Below are 16,791 nucleotides of genomic sequence, written 5' to 3'. Positions count from 1 at the left end.
TGGCGAGCCTCAGACAGCGGCGTCGGCCGCGGTGTCCGGCCGCAGCAGGCAGGTCGCGGCCAACAGCGTGGCCCCCACGGAGATGGCGCGTTCGTCCACGACCAGGTCGCCCTGGTGCAGTTCGTACGTCGGTCCGCCGGGGGTGCGGGTGCCGAGCCGGCCCATCGCACCCGGTGCGCGGGCCAGCATCCAGCTGAAGTCCTCACCGCCGAGCGACTGCTTGGTCGGCACGACGGCGTCCGGCCCGACGGCCGAACGGCAGGCCGAGGTCAGCAGCTCCACGGCGGTCGCGTCGTTGACCACCGGCGGCACGCCGCGGGTGTACTCCACCTCGGCCGTCACGCCGTACGGCGCCACGACCTCGTGCACCAGCGTCTGCACCAGCTCGCCGGCCTGCTCCCACGCGTCGATGTCGAGCATCCGCAACGTGCCGACGCACTCGCCCATCGCGGGGATCACGTTCGCGGCGTTGCCGGCCACGACGGTGCCCCAGACCAGGGCCGCTCCGACGCGGGGGTCGAGCCGGCGCGACAGCGCGGCCGGCACGTCGGTGACGACCTTGGCGAGCGCGTACGTCAGGTCGCCGGTCAGATGCGGACGGCTGGTGTGCCCACCGCGCCCGGAGAGGCGCACCCGGATCGCGTCGCAGGCCGCGGTGATCGCGCCGACCTTCAGACCCACCGTGCCCACGTCGATGCTCGGGTCGCAGTGCAGCGCGAAGACCTGGTCGACGTCGTCGAGCGCGTGCTCCTTGACGGCGGTGTGCGCGCCGCCCGGCACGACCTCCTCGGCGGGCTGGAAGACCAGCCGCACGGCCATGTCTCGCTCGATGAGCTCCTGCTCGAAGCGTTTGAGGGTGAGCCCGGCGCCCAGCACGACGCTGGTGTGCACGTCGTGACCGCAGGCATGCGCGATGCCGTCGTTGGTCGAGGAGAAGTCGAGGCCGGTGCGCTCGGCGATCGGCAGCGCGTCGAGGTCGGCGCGGAGCGCGACCCGGTACGACGGTTGCGCGGCGCCGATCTCGGCCGTCAACCCCGTCCCCTCGAAGGTGTGGGGCTCGATTCCCGCAGCGGCGAGGGCCTCGACGACGCGCGTGGTGGTGCGCACCTCGTTGAAGCCCAGCTCGGGGTCGCTGTGCAGCGCGCGGCGGATCCGGACCAGCTCGGGCGTCAGTTCCTGCACCGTCGTCGCGACCAGTTGGGGCAGATCGAAGGCGGCACTGTTGCGGGTGGGAAGACTGCTCACGATCACCCGATGTTAGTTGCTCTCCCTATGGAGCCGGTCGCAGGTGGGTCGGGTGGGGTGGGTTGTCGGCCCCGCGGTCACTTTCCTGCGCCCGGCGTACGCGCCCGGGTGGGTTGTCGGCGTTGCGGTCACTTTCCTGCGCCCGGCGCAGCTACTCGGCGTGCGCAGGCGTGGAGTAGGTCACGACCACCGGCACCCCGACCGCGTGCGCGAGCCGCTGCGCGAGCTTGGTCCGCGCCGCCCGACCGCCCACCGGATCCTCGAGCCGCACGTCGGACGACGTCACCGACAGGTGGCGACAGGTCTCGACCCCGACGCTGACCAGCTGATACCGCTTCCAGTCCGCATCCGGTACGGCCTTCTCGGCCGCCTCCAACCGCTTCATCGAGTAGGGCACCTCGACCAGGGCGACCGGCACACGGGCCCACGTCGGATGGCCGGCGCGAGCACCCGCGACCAGTTTCCGGGCGAGCGCCAGGTCGGTCATCTCCACCCTCATCCCGCGCTGCGAATCGTTGAGCCGCACCAGCCCGAAGCTGTTCGCGTAACGGGCGCCGCTTCCGGCAGCCTGGATGGACTGGGCCAGATCCATCGTCGCCTCGTCGTACAGCGGAGCGCTCTGCGGCGCAGCCGAACTGGGTTGCGTGACGAAGCTGTACGGGGTGTAGGACGGCGCACCGGGTGCGCTCTGCGTGCCGCAGCCGCACATGACCGCCGCCCCGACCGCGAGCGCGGTCGTCGCCATGACCGGACGACCACCGACTCGCTTCGTCACCGTTCGCTCCCCACGTCGACGACCAGGAAGGGCGCCGGCCCGTCGTCGGCACGTTCGGCGAAGATCGCGGTCGCGGTGGCGCGTACGTCGTCCGCCAACTCCCGCGCGCCGGCCCAGACCACCAGCGTGCCGGGCCGGTGCTGCACGTCCGACAGCGAGTCGGCGAGCGCATCCCAGTTGTGGCCGAACCAGTCGGGCAGGTCGAACGCCCGTCGACACGCCTGCAGGAACGCCGCCCGGTCGCCCCACGCCTCGAGCCGGACCACATTCCACCCGGCGCGCTCGCCCTCCGCGGCAGCGACCGTGGGGCCGATCTCTAGGATCAGCGCCCCCGACGCCGCGGTGGCCATCGCCCGGGCGAGCGCGAGCCTCGCCACCACCTCCGGACCCTCGCCCGTCGCGCGCCGCCCGTCCGTCACCGCCGCACCCGGCGGAAGGTGTCGTAGTGGTCGGCGGTGTAGTACGCCGTGCCGTCGCGCCCGACCACGATCCGCCGCGGGCCGCGATCGCCCGAGCCGGGAGTGACGACGGTGTACTCGTGGTAGTAGCCGCGGGGCTGTGCCGGCAGGTCCTTGTTGCGGTTCTGGTAGACCGTGCCGTCCTGCCGATACGGATAGGGACCGCCCTTGTCGACGAGCGCCAGCGTATGGCGGGCGCCGCTCGGCAGATCGACGTACGCCACGGTGCCGAGTCCGGACGCATCGGCGCTGCTGGCGCTGCTGCTCGTCGAGGCCGCGCGCGGCGTCACCGACAGCACGGTGGTCCTGGACGTCCCCGGGGCCTTGCTGCCCGACGTCTGGTGCGCGACCCAGCCGATGATCAGGGCCACGACCAGCACCCCGAGCACCAACGGCACGAACCGTCGACGAATCATGCTGAAGGACAACATCGTTCGCGTCTAGAAGAACTCGCGAGGCACGTACATGCCCCAGACGTCGCGCAGGGCGTTGCTGACCTCGCCACCCGTCGCGCGGGCCGCGAGTGCCTCCTTCATGGGGATGAGCGCGTTGTCGCTGCCCTGCGCTGCCGCGCGCAACGCGTCGAGAGCCTTCTCGACGGCACCGTTGTCGCGTTCCTTGCGCAGCGTCGCGAGCCGCTCGGACTGCTCGGCCTCGATCGCGGGGTCCACCCGCAGCGGCACGTACGCCTCGTCGTCCTTGGTGACGAACTTGTTCAGCCCTACGACAGTGCGTTCGCCGCTGTCGATCTGCAGCGCCGTGGCGTACGCCGTGCGCTCGATCTCCGACTTCTGGAAGCCCTCCTCGATCGCCTTGACCGCGCCGCCCTTGTCCTCCACCAGTTGGATGAGCGCGAGCGCGGCCTCCTCGACGTCGTCGGTCATCGACTCCACGACGTAGGACCCGGCGAACGGGTCGACGGTCTTGGTCACGTCGGTCTCGTAGGCGATGACCTGCTGCGTGCGCAGGGCGAGCCGGGCCGCCTTGGCGGTCGGGAGGGCGATCGCCTCGTCGTACGAGTTGGTGTGCAGGGACTGGGTGCCGCCGAGCACCGCCCCGAGCCCCTGCAGCGCGACACGCACCATGTTGACCTCGGGCTGCTGCGCGGTCAACTGCACGCCGGCGGTCTGAGTGTGGAAGCGCAGCATCAGCGACTTGGGGTTCTTGGCGCCGAACTCCTCGCGCATGATCCGCGCCCACATCCGGCGGGCTGCGCGGAACTTCGCGACCTCCTCCAGGAGGCTGGTGCGCGCGACGAAGAAGAAGGACAGCCGTGGTCCGAAGTCGTCGACGTCGAGGCCCGCGGCGATCGCGGCGCGCACGTACTCCTTGGCGTTGGCCAGCGTGAACGCGACCTCCTGCACGGGCGTGGCTCCCGCCTCCGCCATGTGGTAACCGCTGATGGAGATGGTGTTCCAGCGTGGGATCTCGCGGTGGCAGTAGGCGAAGATGTCGCTGATCAACCGCAGCGACTGCGCCGGCGGGTAGATGTAGGTGCCGCGCGCGATGTACTCCTTGAGCACGTCGTTCTGGATCGTCCCGGTCAGCTGGCCGGCGGCGATGCCCTGCCGCTCGGCGGTGAGCTGGTAGAGCAGCAGCAGCGTGCTCGCGGGCGCGTTGATGGTCATGCTGGTGCTGACCTCGTCCAGCGGCAGCTCGTCGAAGAGCACCTGCATGTCGTCGATGCTGTCGATGGCCACCCCGACCTTGCCGACCTCGCCGTGCGACAGCTCGTGGTCGGAGTCGTAGCCCATCTGGGTCGGCAGGTCGAACGCCACCGAGAGGCCGCCGGTGCCGTGCTCGACGAGCTCCTTGTAGCGGGCGTTCGATTCGCGAGCGGTGCCGAAGCCGGCGTACTGGCGCATCGTCCACGGCCGCCCGGTGTACATGCTGGGGTAGACGCCGCGGGTGTACGGGTACTCCCCCGGCGCCCCCAGCCGCGCCGGCGCGTCGAAGCCGTCCAGCGCGGACTCGTCGTAGACCGGCTCGATCGGAAGCCCTGATTCGGTGTTCGCCATGATGCCCCGAGGTTATCGGCTCCGCTCACCGCGCCGGTTGTCCGCACTTTCGCGCACCCGTCCGCACGGGGTTGCGGACACTCGCCTACCCACCCCAACCCCGCGCCATCAGTGCCCGGCGCAGCTGCCGCAGGAAAGGCTCGGGGTCATCACGCAGGTCCATCGACATCACCCGCAGTACGACGTCGCCGTCGATCTGCAGCTCGTTGTGCTTGCGCTGATCGACCCTCGTCTGGGAGATGTCGCGATGGCCCAGACCGTCCACCTCGACGGTGAGGGCGTACGCCGCGAACCGGGCGTCCAGGTAATACGTGCCACTCGGGCGACGTAGCAGCTGTTGTCTCGCCGGCACCGGCAGATCGTGCGATCGGCACAGCCGCACCAGATCCAGCTCCCCCAGTGCCTGCGATCCGCCGGCGATCTCCGAGACGGCTGCGGCGATGAGAGCGGCGCGACGGGATCTCGGTAATCGCTCGAGCATCGTGATCAGGCGCTGCGGGGTGGTCAGCCCCTGCTGCACGGACATCGCGAGGATGGTCTGGGCGGCGCGCTCGCTGACCGCCCAGCGCGCGGCGCGCAGGGTGGCGAGCTCGGGTCGCACGCGCCGTACCGGGAGTTCCAGCACGTCGGCGTCGTCCCAGGAGCGCAACTCGTGTACGCGTACCCCCTGATCACGTATGACGCGATCACCCTTGGGGACGCTGAGGTGGACGAGATCTTCGAAGCCCACCATGCCCGCGCACTGCAGGGCGCTCACACCGTCGAGCGCGGCCCGCGGCGACGCACCAGCGAGCGCGAGCCGCCACGCACTCTCCAGCGTTGCGGGCGCACCGACGATCTTGACTGCACGTCGCGCTACCTCCCAACGCCCCCGGGCGACCTCCTGAGCGATCCGTCGTCGGGTGACGCCGCCGTGCCGGGCGTCTCGTCGCGTGATGACACCGTCTGTGTCCCCCGCCAGCTGATGGAGTCGACCTGCGGCGTCGTACGTCGGGTGCATGCGCGCCATGCAAGAGGCTGCGACGTACCTACCGCATCTCCTGCCAGGACGGGTGTGGACGAGCTCAGGGGATGTGCACGACGGGCCGGGCCGCGAGTGTCCGCACTTTCGCGCACCCGTCCGCACGGAAATGCGGACAACCGCGGTGCGCTGGGGCGGGGGGGGGTCAGCCGAGGGCGCGGTTGAGGTCGCGCACCAGCGACGGACCGTGGTAGACGAACCCGGTGTAGACCTGCACAAGTGCCGCACCCGCGTCGATCAGGGCCTGCCCGTCGGCCACCGTCATGACCCCGCCCACCCCAATGACGGGCAGGGTGGTGTGCTCGGCGACGTACCGCACGATCCTGCGTGTACGGCGGGTGAGCGGCGAGCCGGACAGGCCGCCCTCCTCGTCGATCAACGCGAGGTCCGGGCCGCGCAGTCCGTCGCGGCTGAGGGTGCTGTTGGTGGCGATGATGCCCGCGATGTCGGCGTGCCCGGCGACCTCGAGGACGTCGTCGATGGCGTCGTTCTTCAGGTCGGGGGCAATCTTGACGAAGATCGGGACGGGGGTGGCGGACCGGGCCTGCGCCAGCTGCGCGGCTTCCTGCACGAGGGTGGCGAGCAGCTCGCCCAGCGGTTCGCGACCCTGCAACCCGCGCAGGCCGGCCGTGTTGGGGCTGGAGACGTTGACCGCGATGTAGTCGGCGAGGCCGTCCAGCGTCCGCAGACAGGTCAGGTAGTCCAGGACCGCGTCGTCAACCGGCGTCGTCTTGTTCTTGCCGATGCTGACCCCGACGGGGATCGACAGCGGGCCGATCAAGCGCAGGCGGGTGGCAAGCGCCTCGGCGCCGTCGTTGTTGAAACCCATCCGGTTGATGATCCCGGAGCTGTCGTAGACCCGGAACAGTCGCGGCTTGTCGTTGCCGGGCTGCGCCATCGGCGTTACGGTCCCCACCTCGATGTGGGAGAAACCGAGCGCCGACCACCCCTTCAGCGCGAGCCCGTCCTTGTCGACGCCTGCCGCGAGGCCGACCTTGCCGGGGAAGGTGATGCCCGCGACGTCCACCGGTTCGGTCGGTACGGCGCACGCCCGGCGCACCAGATCGAGGATCCGTGGCCGCTCGGCGAGAGTCGAAAGCCGTTGCAGTGTCTTGTGATGCGCCGACTCGGCGTCGCCACCGTCGGAGCGGAAGAGCACCGGCCGGAGCACACGTGTGTAACCGGCTTCCATCGTCTTGGCGAGCAGGTCCACACAGGGCAGCTTACGAAGGTATGACGGGTGCGCGCGAACGACCCGCGTCAGGTCAGGTGCGCGCGCCCGTTGAGTCGCATCTGCTCGACGAGGATCTTCACGTCCTGCGCCCGGTCACGGGTGGTGACGAGCACGGCGTCCATCGTGTCGACGACGACGACGTCCTGGATGCCGAGTGCGACGACCGTGCGACCCGAGCCGGGGGCGACCACACCGGTCGCGTCCTTCATCACGACGAGGGACGACTCCCCGAGCACCTTCACGCCCGGTTCGTCCTGGCGATCCATGAGCAGCGTGGCCAAAGAGGCGAAGTCGCCGACGTCGTCCCAGCCGAAGGTCGCCGGGATGACCGCGACCTGGCCGTCCACCGACGCGGGCTCCGCGATCGCGTTGTCGATGGTGATCTTGGTCAGCCGCGGCCACAGCTCCGCGAGCCGCAGCGGCCGGGCGGCGATCGCGCGCAGGTACTCCGCGAGCAACGGCTGGTAGTGCGCGATCAGGTCCATCAGCGACTTGGCCTGCACCACGAACATTCCGGCGTTCCACCAGTACGCGCCGCTCTCGACGTACTCCTCCGCCGTCGGCCCGTCGGGCTTCTCGACGAACGCGTCGACCTCACGAGCGCGCGGCGCACCCTCGACGAGCAACTCGTCGCCGACCTTGATGTAGCCGAATCCCGTTGCGGGGTGGTTGGGTTCGATGCCGATGGTGACCAGCTTGCCGGTCCGCGCGACGTGCACCGCCTCGGAGACGCACTCACAGAAGGCAACGACGTCGTTGATGACATGGTCGGCCGCGAAGGAGCCGATGATCGCCTCGGGGTTGCGCTGCTCCAGAATCGCGGCAGCCAGTCCGATGGCCGGCAGCGACTCACGCCGTGACGGCTCGGTGAGCAGGTTGTCGAAGCCCAGAGTCGGCAGCTGCTCGCGTACGGCGTCCACGTGCGGCACGCCGGTCACGACCATGAAGCGTTCCTCGCACAGCGGGACGAGACGGTCGACGGTGCCCTGCAGGAGGGACTGTCCCGATCCGGTGAGGTCGTGCAGGAACTTCGGCGACGACTCCCGCGAGAGCGGCCAGAGCCTCGTACCGGAACCGCCGGCGGGGATGATCGCCCAGAAATCGGGAATCGCCGTCGGCAGGAGGGATTCGGACATGGCTGAACGCTAACCGAAAGAATCGGACGGTGGTCGGATGAACGACCCGGCACTGCAACTTGGACCGTCGGATATGTCACACGATCCAACAGCGTCTCTTCACCGAATCGCCACCTTGCCCGGCACCGGGCGTTCACCCTCCCGTCGACGAGCGCCACCAGCGTGTGCCGCATGCGGGTCGCCATCGTCACCGAGTCGTTCCTGCCCACCCTCAACGGCGTCACGACCAGCGTCTGCCGGGTCGCCGACCACCTGCTGGACGGCGGTCACCAGGTCCTGATCGTCTGCCCCTCGCCCGCGCCCGCGTCGTACCGGGGGGCACGGGTGCACACGGTCCCCGGCGTCACGCTGCGCGACTTCCGGGTCGGCGTTCCGTTCGTCGACCTGGGCGCGATCCTGGCCGCCTTCCGGCCCGATGTGGTGCACGCAGCGTCGCCGTTCGCGCTCGGCGCGCGGGGGCTGGCTGCGGCGCGCGACCTGTCGATTCCCACGGTCGCCGTCTTCCAGACCGACATGGCGACCTACCTGGCCCAGCACGCCGGCCCCGCCGCCGGAGCCATGAAGCTCGCCACCTGGCAGTGGTTGCGGCACGTGCACTCCCTCGCCGACGTCACCCTGGCGCCGAGCAGCACCTGCGCGGCCGACCTGGAGCGACACGACATTCCGCGCGTCGCGCAGTGGGGCCGCGGCGTGGACACCGACCTGTTCCGCCCCCGCTGCCCCGCCGACACAGCGACGCACGAGCTGCGCCGATCCCTCGCGCCGGAGGAGCAGACGGTCGTGGGGTACGTCGGACGGCTGGCCCCGGAGAAGGAGGTGCACCGGCTCGCGGAGATCGCCGATCTGCCGGACGTCGAGCTGGTCGTCGTCGGCGACGGGCCGAGCCGCCCCAAGCTGCAGCGACTGTTGCCTCGGGCGCACTTCCTCGGATATCTGCAGGGGGCCGAGTTGGCGCGCGCGTACGCCGCGTTCGACGTCTTCGTGCACACCGGCACCTGCGAGACCTTCGGACAGACCCTGCAGGAGGCGATGGCCTCCGGACTCCCGGTCGTCGCGCCGGCCCGAGGCGGCCCACTGGACGTCATCCGCGCGGGCACGCACGGCCTGCACTTCGATCCCGACCAGCCCGGCGCGTTGCGGGAGGCGGTGGGCGGGCTGCTGGCGGACCCGCTGGGGCGCCGGCGGATGGGTGCGGCCGGTCGCGAGGACGCGCTGCACCGCGGCTGGGCGCCGGTGGTCGAGCAGCTACTGACGCACTACGGGCGGGTCACCCACCCGGCGTACGCCCGGCAGGTCGCCATATGACGACGCCCGAGTCCAAAGGACCCGGGCGCCGCACAGACCGGTCGCTCAGTGAGCGCCCTTCTTGGCCTTGCGGAAGTCCTTGTTGAGCTGGTTGATCACGTCGAGCGGGATCTCCTTGGGGCACGCCGCGGCGCACTCCCCAATGTTGGTGCAACCGCCGAAGCCCTCGGCGTCGTGCTGGTTGACCATCGAGACCACCCGGGAGTCCCGCTCGGGCTGACCCTGAGGCAGCTCGCCGAGGTGGGCGATCTTGGCACCCATGAAGAGCATCCCGGACGCGTTCGGGCAGGCGGCGACACACGCGCCGCAGCCGATACAGGTGGCCGTGTCGAACGCGCGGTCGGCGTTCGCCTTGGGCACCGGCACCGAGTGCGCCTCCGGGGCGGCCCCGGTGTTCACCGAGATGTAGCCGCCGGACTGGATGATCCGGTCGAACGCCGACCGGTCGACGACCAGGTCGCGCAGCACCGGGAACGACGACGCGCGCCACGGCTCGACGGTGATCGTCTCGCCGTCGCTGAACGAGCGCATGTGCAACTGGCAGGTGGTGGTGACCTCGGGGCCGTGCGCCTGGCCGGAGATCATCAATCCGCACGTGCCGCAGATGCCCTCGCGGCAGTCGGAGTCGAACGCCACGGGCTCCTGGCCCTTGCCGATGAGGTCCTCGTTGAGGACGTCGAGCATCTCCAGGAACGACATGTCGTCGGAGATGTCGCGGACGTCGTACGTCGCGAAGTCACCGCGGTCGTCGGGTCCGGACTGACGCCAGATCTTGAGGGTGAGGTTCATGGTTACTTGTAGCTCCGTTGCTTCAACTCGATGAAGTTGTAGACGAGGTCTTCCTTGTGCAGGGTCGGCGTGAGGGCCACGTCGTCGCCGGTGCGGTCGGCACCGAACTCCCACGCTGCGACGTACGCGAACTTGTCGTCGTCGCGCAGCGCCTCGCCGTCCTCGGTCTGGCTCTCGGCCCGGAAGTGCCCACCGCACGACTCGCGCCGGTGCAGCGCGTCGATGCACATCAGCTCGCCGAGCTCGAGGAAGTCCACGACCCGGCCGGCCTTCTCCAGGGACTGGTTGAGCGTGTCGGCGCTGCCGAGCACCCGCACGTTGCGCCAGAACTCCGCGCGCAGTGAGCGGATCAGCTCGATGGCCTTGTTCAGGCCTTCCTCGCTGCGCTCCATGCCGCAGTACTCCCACATGATGTGGCCGAGCTCGCGGTGGAAGGAGTCGACAGTGCGCTCGCCGTTGATCGACAGCAGCTTCTCGATCCGACCGGTGACCTCGGCGCGCGCCTCGACCACGGCCTCGTGCTGCTCGTCGACCTTCTCGAACGGTCCGGCGGCCAGGTAGTCGCGGATCGTGTTGGGCAGCACGAAGTAGCCGTCGGCCAGGCACTGCATCAGCGAGGACGCACCCAGCCGGTTGGCACCGTGGTCGGAGAAGTTGGCCTCACCGGCCGCGAACAGCCCGGGGATCGTGGTCTCCAGGTCGTAGTCGACCCACAGCCCGCCCATCGTGTAGTGCACCGCCGGGTAGATGCGCATCGGCACCTCGTACGGCGATTCACCGGTGATCCGCTGGTACATGTCGAAGAGGTTCCCGTATTTCGCGGCGACCTGATCGCGCGACAGACGCTCCATGGCGTCGGCGAAGTCGAGGTAGACGCCGCGGCGGAAGTCACCGACCTTCGGGCCGACACCGCGGCCGTCGTCGCACATGGCCTTCGCCTGGCGGGACGCGATGTCACGCGGCACCAGGTTGCCGAACGCCGGGTAGATGCGCTCCAGGTAGTAGTCGCGGTCCTCCTCGGGGATGTCCCGGGGGTCCTTGTCGCAGTCGTCGCGGTTCTTCGGCACCCAGATACGACCGTCGTTGCGCAGGGACTCGCTCATCAGCGTGAGCTTGGCCTGGTGCTCACCGGAGACCGGGATGCAGGTGGGGTGGATCTGCGTGTAGCAGGGGTTGCCGAAGTAGGCGCCCTTGCGGTGCGCGCGCCATGTCGCCGTGACGTTGCATCCCATCGCGTTGGTCGACAGGAAGTAGACGTTGCCGTAGCCGCCGGAGGCGAGCACCACGGCGTCGGCCAGGTGGGTCTCGATCTCACCCGTGACCATGTCGCGGGCGATGATGCCGCGGGCGCGACCGTCGACGACGATCACCTCGAGCATCTCGTGGCGGGTGAACGCCTCGACGGTGCCGGCGGTGACCTGGCGCTCCATGGCCTGGTACGCGCCGATCAGCAGCTGCTGGCCGGTCTGGCCGCGGGCGTAGAAGGTGCGCGCGACCTGCACGCCGCCGAACGAGCGGTTGTCGAGCAGGCCGCCGTACTCACGCGCGAACGGGACGCCCTGCGCGACGCACTGGTCGATGATCGCGGTGCTGACCTCGGCCAGGCGGTAGACGTTGGTCTCGCGGGAGCGGTAGTCGCCGCCCTTGACCGTGTCGTAGAAGAGCCGGTACGTCGAGTCGCCGTCGTCGTTGTAGTTCTTGGCGGCGTTGATGCCACCCTGAGCGGCGATCGAGTGCGCACGGCGCGGGCTGTCCTGGTAACAGAAGGACTTCACGTGGTACCCGGCCTCGCCGAGCGTGGCGGCGGCGGCCCCGCCGGCCAGCCCGGTGCCCACGATGATCACCGACAGCTTGCGCCGGTTCGAGGGGTTGACGAGCTTGTTCTCGAACTTCGCCTCGGTCCAGCGGTTCTCGATGGGGCCGTCGGGACACTTGGTGTCCGCGATCGGCTCGCCCTCGCGGTACAGGTCTTGGATCAGGTCAGACATCTGCGGCCCTTACTTGATGACGCCGAACAGGATGAACAGGGGCGGGACGATGAAACCGACGGCGACGATCACGCCGATGGCCAGGCCCGCGAGCTTCCAGTACCGCCGGGCCGCGGGCGTGCCCGCGAGGCCGAGGGTCTGCGAGGCGCTCCAGACCCCGTGGTGCAGGTGCATGAGCAGCGCAGCCATGGCGACCAGGTAGATCAGGGTCATCCACCACGTGTCGAAGGTGTGCACGACCAGCTCGAACGGGTCCTGCGTGACCTGCGCGCCCTGCCCGCCGGAGCCGACGTTGACCTTGAAGAGGGTGAACTCGATCAGGTGCCAGATGATGAAGAGCAGCAGCGCGAGCCCGCCCCAGCGCATCCACTTGGACGAGAAGGACTGCACGACGGTCTTCTTCACCGCGTAGCGCTGCGGCCGGGCGGTCTTGGAGCGCTTCCACAGCGTGACGGCCGCGTAGATGTGCAGCACGACGCTGACGCCCAGCACGATCTCCATGATCGTGAGGAAGCCGTGCCGCGGCAGTTCCGGCGTGCCCAGCGTGCGCAGGCCCTCCGCGTACTCGTTGTACGCGGCGTGCCCGGCGAAGAGCTTGAGGTTGCCGTACATGTGCGCGAGCACGTACAGCACGAAGATGATGCCCGTGACCGCCATGACGGTCTTCAGGTAGACGCTGCTGCCCGTCTTCCCCGTGCGCTTGGCGCGCTTCGCAGGGAGGGTTGAAATAGCCACAGCCTGGAGATTACTGCGCACCGGCTCTCAGGCCACGCTTAGGTGGGCCTCACCCGGCCGATGTGGCGTGGGACACAGGGTGCCTTTCCCGAACGGGTGAGTTCGTGCGCTTTCGTGGCGGGTTGTCGGCGCTGCGGTCGCTTTCCGACGTGCGGCGTACGCGCACGGGTGGGTTGTCGACTCTGCGGTCACTTCCCTGCGGTCGCCGTACGCGACCGGGTGGCTTGTCGGCGCTGCGGTCACTTCCCTGCGGTCGCCGTACGCGACCGGGTCGGTAATCGGCACTGCGGTCACTTTCCTGCGGTCGGCGTACGCGCACGGGTCGGTAATCGGCACTGCGGTCACTTCCCGACATGCGAGGTGGCGCAGAAGGGGCAGACGAGGCACGCGGCTCTCGTCCAGGCGCCAGAAACATCAGCCGGCAGCACGACCCCCCCCCACCAGAGGCACCCTCAGGTGGGGAATCGGCCTCGCGGTCAGTTCCCTGCGGAGACGGACACACCCCGTCTCGCGGGAAGGCCCGCAAAGGAGAAGTGGCGTACCGGGCGCCATACCTCGTCCGTGCCGTGCTCGTACAGGTCGAAACCCTCGACCTGGAAGCGCGCCTCGAAGCCCGCCAGGTCGCTGAACGCGCGGTCCAACCCGTCCTCGGGGACGTCGTGCGCGATGGTGACGTGCGGGTGGTACGGGAACTGCAGCGTGCGAGTGACCGGGCCGGAGCGCACGTCCGCCTCGATCTGCTCGCAGCTGCTGATGCCTTCGGCGACCGCGACGAAGACCACCTCGGAGGTGGGCCGGAAGGTGCCGGTGCCACGCAGCGTCATCCGAAAAGGGTTGTGACGCGTGGCCACCGACGCCAGGTGCGTACGCAGCGCGTCGTGGTCGGCGTCCTCGATCTCCGTCGGGGGCATCAGGGTGACGTGCGGGGGCACGGCGTCGGCGAGGTCGTCGCCGGCGCGGCGCCGCGCCTCCTGCAACTGCGCCGCCCACGGCTCCGGCACTGCGAACGAGACGCCGATGGTCTGCATCGAAGTCAGGCCCGTGCCAGGAATCCGACCGCTTCGTACGCGCGCTCCAGCACCTCGGAGGCGACCTCCCGCGCGCGGTCGGCACCCTTGCGCAGCACCGCGTCGAGCTCAGCCGGGTCCGCGAGCAGCTCCTCGACCCGCGCCTTGAACGGTGTCTGCAGGTCGGCGACCAGGGTTGCGACGTCGGTCTTCAGGGCGCCGTACCTGTTCTCACCGGCATACCGCTCGACGAGCGTGTCCACGGACTCGCCGGAGAGGGCGGCGTGGATGCGCAGCAGGTTGGCGATGCCCGGCTTGGCCTCGGGGTCCCAGCGCACCTCGTTGTCGGTGTCGGTGACCGCCGACTTCAGCTTCTTGATGTTGGCCTTGGGCTCATCGAGCATCCACAGGCTGCCGTTCTGGTTCTGCGCCGACTTGCTCATCTTCGACGTCGGCTCGACCAGGCTCATGATCTTGGCCGTGCCGGCCGGGATGTGCGCCTCGGGCACCACGAACGTGTCGCCGAAGCGGGCATTGAACCGCTGCGCCAGGTTGCGGGTGAGCTCCAGGTGCTGGCGCTGGTCCTCGCCCACGGGCACCGCGGCGGCGTCGTACAGCAGGATGTCGGCGGCCATCAGCATCGGGTAGGTGAAGAGCCCCACGTTGGACGACTCGGCGCCGCCCTTCGAGGACTTGTCCTTGAACTGCGTCATGCGTGACGCCTCGCCGAAACCGGTGATGCAGTTGAGGATCCACGCGAGCTGGGAGTGCTCGGGCACGTGGGACTGCACGAAGACGGTGGAGGTCTGCGGGTCGATGCCGCCGGCGATGTACTGCGCGGCTGTGACCCGGGTACGCCGCCGCAGGTCCTCCGGTGAGACCTGCGCGCCGGTCAGCGCGTGCTGGTCGACCACACAGAAGAACGCGTCGAAATCGGCCTGCATGGCCACCCAGTTGACCTGCGCACCCAGGTAGTTGCCGAGGTGGAGCGAGTCGTGGGTGGGCTGCATCCCGGACAGGATGCGCGGCCGGTGTGCTGGCGTCGCGGACATGGCCGACATTGTGTCAAGGCTGCCCGCTCGAGGCACTTCGTGGGCTCGCGGTAGAAGCGGCGCGATGGATTCCAGCGAGTACAGTCCGGTGGCAGATCGAGGCAGGGAGGGCCCCACGATGCTTGCGCGGCAGCGGCAGGAAGTCATCCTCACCACGGTCGAACGCGACGGCGGGGTGCGCGTGGCCGACCTCGTGACGGAGCTCCGGGTGAGCGACATGACGATCCGTCGCGACATCGAGGCACTCGCAGAGAAGGGCCTGGTGCACAAGGTGCACGGTGGCGCGACGCTCGCCGACCGCAGCATCGACGAGCCCGGCTTCAGCGTGAAGTCGGAGATGAACCCCATCCAGAAGTCCGAGATCGCGCGCACCGCCGCGTCGCTCATCCCGCCGGGCACGGCGGTGGCGGTCTCCGCCGGCACCACGGCGTACGCGGTCGCGGTCGAGTTGCGCGCCATCAAACGGCTGACCGTCGTCACCAACTCACCGCGGGTCGCGGAGCTGCTCTACGACCCGACGCGCGACGACCAGCTCGTGGTGCTCACCGGTGGTGTGCGTACGCCGTCAGACGCGCTCGCGGGGCCCGTCGCCAACGCGATGCTCGCGACCACGCACGTCGACACACTGATCCTGGGCGTGCACGGCATCGACCTGGAGGCGGGGCTCACGACGCCGAATCTTCAAGAAGCACAGACCAACCGGGCTCTGATCAAGTCGGCGAAGAAGGTGCTGGTGGTCGCCGACCACAGCAAGTGGGGCGTCATCGGCCTGTCCACGATCGCGACGCTGGACCAGGTGGACACGCTGGTTACCGACGCGGAGCTCGACGAGGAAGCACGGCGCGAGCTGTCCGGCCACGACATCAACCTGATCGTGGCGCCCCGCTCCGACGACGACTGACCCGTACTCCTACCCCGAGTGGCATACATATGTTTCCAGTGCACCCCCTAGGAGTGCGCCACTCGACGAGTTTCCCTGCCACTCGACAGGTCGGGCACTGGCCACTGCTGCGAATGCCCGGTGCGTAGCCCCGCTGCGCGCAGACGTCGCAGCAGCGGGGTCACATCCCACGCGTCGGACCAGATCCACCGGACCACCGTGAGACCTAGTGCCCGGAGGCGGTCTTCGCGTTGCTTCTCACGCCAGAGGATTTCTGCCGCCTGCGCTGACGATTGCCTGGCGTCGACGCCGTACTTGGTCTTGCCGTCGAATTCTCCGACGACGCCAAGTTCCCTCCAGAACATGTCAACCCGTCCGATGAATCCCTGGTCGTCGCGGAACTCCACCTGAAGGCTCGGGCGCGGAAAACCCGCCATGTAGAGCTGCACCCGACTGAGGGACTCGCCCGCTGACTCACCCCCCTTGTCAGCGAGCGCGAGTGCCAGCGCGGCGAACTGCCGGCCCCTCCCGCCGCGTGGCACAGCCCACACCTCGGCCTGGAGCTCGTCGCGCGATGCGAGTCCTCGGGTAAGGGCGCTATCCATCACGCTCACCCCTGAAGCGAGCGACTGCACTCTCGCGATGTCCACCGCGGTACGCGCGGGGTTGGTGACGAGCAGGCCGTCCAGTTCGACGCCGTCGGGCAGGTTCTGGGTGCGTCGACGAATCAGCCCAGGTGATCTGCCCGTCCGGCCGTCGTCGACCAAGATCTCGACGGACGACTGCTGCCTGCCGATGGTGGGCAGACCCCAAGCCCGCGCCGCCGTGCAGTGGGAGAACAGGCGTCCCCGCTCGGCCGAGTCAGAGATCGCATGCGCCCGCACGAGAAGCTGCGCATCGGTGGACAGCTCCTCCCAGCCATCGCGATCGACGTACGCGCCGCGACGGACGCGCTGCAACCGGGCGGCGTGCGCTTGCTGCGCTGCCGGGCCGTCCTCGGCCGCGGTTACAACGCACAGCCCTCCGGCCACCAACGGGAGGGCTGCAGCAGCGTCGGCGTCGACCCGTTCGACGCATCCTCGGGGGCGACGTCGGCCGGAGAAGGGGGGTGCGTCCATCCCGCACGGTGACAGGAACGAACGGTCCGC

General features: G+C 69.4%; 16 protein-coding genes. 2 read left to right on the top strand and 14 right to left on the bottom strand.

Translation table 11 applies throughout. The features are described 5' to 3' along the window. Window positions 1–9: 9 nt before the first annotated feature. The 8 genes from J4030_RS11745 to J4030_RS11710 all read right to left on the bottom strand — a co-directional run bounded on the left by J4030_RS11745 (window position 10) and on the right by J4030_RS11710 (window position 7,887). Entirely contained in the window at window positions 10–1,245 is a 1,236-nt protein-coding gene (locus tag J4030_RS11745) for an amidohydrolase (RefSeq protein ID WP_307864669.1), read from the bottom strand. 151 nt (window positions 1,246–1,396) lie between these two features. Then, the gene (locus tag J4030_RS11740) at window positions 1,397–2,020 is read right to left on the bottom strand and encodes a hypothetical protein (RefSeq protein WP_208049417.1); all 624 of its coding nucleotides are present in this window, start codon (window positions 2,018–2,020) and stop codon (window positions 1,397–1,399) included. Next, window positions 2,017–2,439, bottom strand: coding sequence for a barstar family protein (locus tag J4030_RS11735; protein ID WP_208049416.1), 423 nt, complete (start codon window positions 2,437–2,439; stop codon window positions 2,017–2,019). The genes J4030_RS11740 and J4030_RS11735 overlap by 4 nt, the downstream gene beginning before the upstream one ends. After that, entirely contained in the window at window positions 2,436–2,909 is a 474-nt protein-coding gene (locus tag J4030_RS11730) for a ribonuclease domain-containing protein (RefSeq protein ID WP_208049415.1), read from the bottom strand. Before J4030_RS11730 ends, J4030_RS11735 begins: the two co-directional genes overlap by 4 nt. A gap of 9 nt (window positions 2,910–2,918) precedes the next feature. Continuing rightward, window positions 2,919–4,496 (bottom strand): methylmalonyl-CoA mutase, encoded by a 1,578-nt coding sequence (locus J4030_RS11725; protein ID WP_208049414.1) that lies wholly within the window; start codon window positions 4,494–4,496, stop codon window positions 2,919–2,921. Between the two features lie 85 nt (window positions 4,497–4,581). Then, window positions 4,582–5,505 carry a hypothetical protein gene (locus J4030_RS11720; protein WP_208049413.1) on the bottom strand — a complete coding sequence of 308 codons (924 nt, stop codon included), beginning with the start codon at window positions 5,503–5,505 and terminating at the stop codon, window positions 4,582–4,584. 157 nt (window positions 5,506–5,662) lie between these two features. Beyond that, complete coding sequence (locus J4030_RS11715) at window positions 5,663–6,730, bottom strand: quinone-dependent dihydroorotate dehydrogenase (RefSeq protein WP_307864668.1); 1,068 nt, start codon at window positions 6,728–6,730, stop codon at window positions 5,663–5,665. Between the two features lie 47 nt (window positions 6,731–6,777). After that, complete coding sequence (locus J4030_RS11710) at window positions 6,778–7,887, bottom strand: mannose-1-phosphate guanylyltransferase (RefSeq protein ID WP_208049412.1); 1,110 nt, start codon at window positions 7,885–7,887, stop codon at window positions 6,778–6,780. A 171-nt stretch (window positions 7,888–8,058) separates the two neighbouring features. On the opposite strand from J4030_RS11710, the gene J4030_RS11705 reads away from it, so the two are divergent. Beyond that, a complete protein-coding gene (locus J4030_RS11705; RefSeq protein ID WP_208049411.1) occupies window positions 8,059–9,192 on the top strand; it encodes a glycosyltransferase family 1 protein in 1,134 nt (377 codons plus the stop codon). Between the two features lie 45 nt (window positions 9,193–9,237). Here the strand turns inward: J4030_RS11705 and J4030_RS11700 are convergent, their stop codons facing one another. The 5 genes from J4030_RS11700 to trpS form a co-directional block, all read right to left on the bottom strand. After that, window positions 9,238–9,981, bottom strand: a complete 744-nt coding sequence (locus J4030_RS11700; RefSeq protein ID WP_208049410.1) for a succinate dehydrogenase/fumarate reductase iron-sulfur subunit — start codon at window positions 9,979–9,981, stop codon at window positions 9,238–9,240. Between the two features lie 2 nt (window positions 9,982–9,983). After that, a complete protein-coding gene (locus tag J4030_RS11695) occupies window positions 9,984–11,969 on the bottom strand; it encodes a fumarate reductase/succinate dehydrogenase flavoprotein subunit (RefSeq protein WP_208049409.1) in 1,986 nt (661 codons plus the stop codon). Window positions 11,970–11,978: 9 nt separating this feature from the next. After that, the gene (locus tag J4030_RS11690) at window positions 11,979–12,704 is read right to left on the bottom strand and encodes a succinate dehydrogenase cytochrome b subunit (protein ID WP_208049408.1); all 726 of its coding nucleotides are present in this window, start codon (window positions 12,702–12,704) and stop codon (window positions 11,979–11,981) included. A 476-nt stretch (window positions 12,705–13,180) separates the two neighbouring features. Then, window positions 13,181–13,732: a 2'-5' RNA ligase family protein gene (locus tag J4030_RS11685; RefSeq protein ID WP_208049407.1), complete on the bottom strand. Its 552-nt coding sequence runs from the start codon at window positions 13,730–13,732 to the stop codon at window positions 13,181–13,183. A 5-nt stretch (window positions 13,733–13,737) separates the two neighbouring features. Next, window positions 13,738–14,772, bottom strand: coding sequence for a tryptophan--tRNA ligase (gene trpS, locus J4030_RS11680; protein WP_208049406.1), 1,035 nt, complete (start codon window positions 14,770–14,772; stop codon window positions 13,738–13,740). A gap of 109 nt (window positions 14,773–14,881) precedes the next feature. Here trpS and J4030_RS11675 point away from each other — a divergent pair, with 109 nt between their 5' ends. Beyond that, the gene (locus J4030_RS11675) at window positions 14,882–15,664 is read left to right on the top strand and encodes a DeoR/GlpR family DNA-binding transcription regulator (protein WP_179482234.1); all 783 of its coding nucleotides are present in this window, start codon (window positions 14,882–14,884) and stop codon (window positions 15,662–15,664) included. Window positions 15,665–15,711: 47 nt separating this feature from the next. Here the strand turns inward: J4030_RS11675 and J4030_RS11670 are convergent, their stop codons facing one another. After that, the gene (locus tag J4030_RS11670; RefSeq protein ID WP_208049405.1) at window positions 15,712–16,674 is read right to left on the bottom strand and encodes a hypothetical protein; all 963 of its coding nucleotides are present in this window, start codon (window positions 16,672–16,674) and stop codon (window positions 15,712–15,714) included. Window positions 16,675–16,791 lie beyond the last annotated feature (117 nt).

Origin of the sequence: Allobranchiibius sp. CTAmp26 (genome assembly GCF_017565405.1) — a bacterium.
In the GTDB taxonomy this organism is placed as follows: Bacteria; Actinomycetota; Actinomycetes; order Actinomycetales; family Dermatophilaceae; genus Allobranchiibius.
This window is presented reverse-complemented; position numbering and strand designations above follow the sequence as displayed.

Coding starts and splice junctions, on each gene's coding strand:
- J4030_RS11725 (WP_208049414.1), bottom strand. CDS start 4,496: ATGGCGAACACCGAATCAGGGCTTCCGATCGAGCCGGTCTACGACGAG.
- J4030_RS11675 (WP_179482234.1), top strand. CDS start 14,882: ATGCTTGCGCGGCAGCGGCAGGAAGTCATCCTCACCACGGTCGAACGC.
- J4030_RS11710 (WP_208049412.1), bottom strand. CDS start 7,887: ATGTCCGAATCCCTCCTGCCGACGGCGATTCCCGATTTCTGGGCGATC.
- J4030_RS11685 (WP_208049407.1), bottom strand. CDS start 13,732: ATGCAGACCATCGGCGTCTCGTTCGCAGTGCCGGAGCCGTGGGCGGCG.
- J4030_RS11730 (WP_208049415.1), bottom strand. CDS start 2,909: ATGTTGTCCTTCAGCATGATTCGTCGACGGTTCGTGCCGTTGGTGCTC.
- J4030_RS11720 (WP_208049413.1), bottom strand. CDS start 5,505: ATGGCGCGCATGCACCCGACGTACGACGCCGCAGGTCGACTCCATCAG.
- trpS (WP_208049406.1), bottom strand. CDS start 14,772: ATGTCGGCCATGTCCGCGACGCCAGCACACCGGCCGCGCATCCTGTCC.
- J4030_RS11695 (WP_208049409.1), bottom strand. CDS start 11,969: ATGTCTGACCTGATCCAAGACCTGTACCGCGAGGGCGAGCCGATCGCG.
- J4030_RS11700 (WP_208049410.1), bottom strand. CDS start 9,981: ATGAACCTCACCCTCAAGATCTGGCGTCAGTCCGGACCCGACGACCGC.
- J4030_RS11705 (WP_208049411.1), top strand. CDS start 8,059: ATGCGGGTCGCCATCGTCACCGAGTCGTTCCTGCCCACCCTCAACGGC.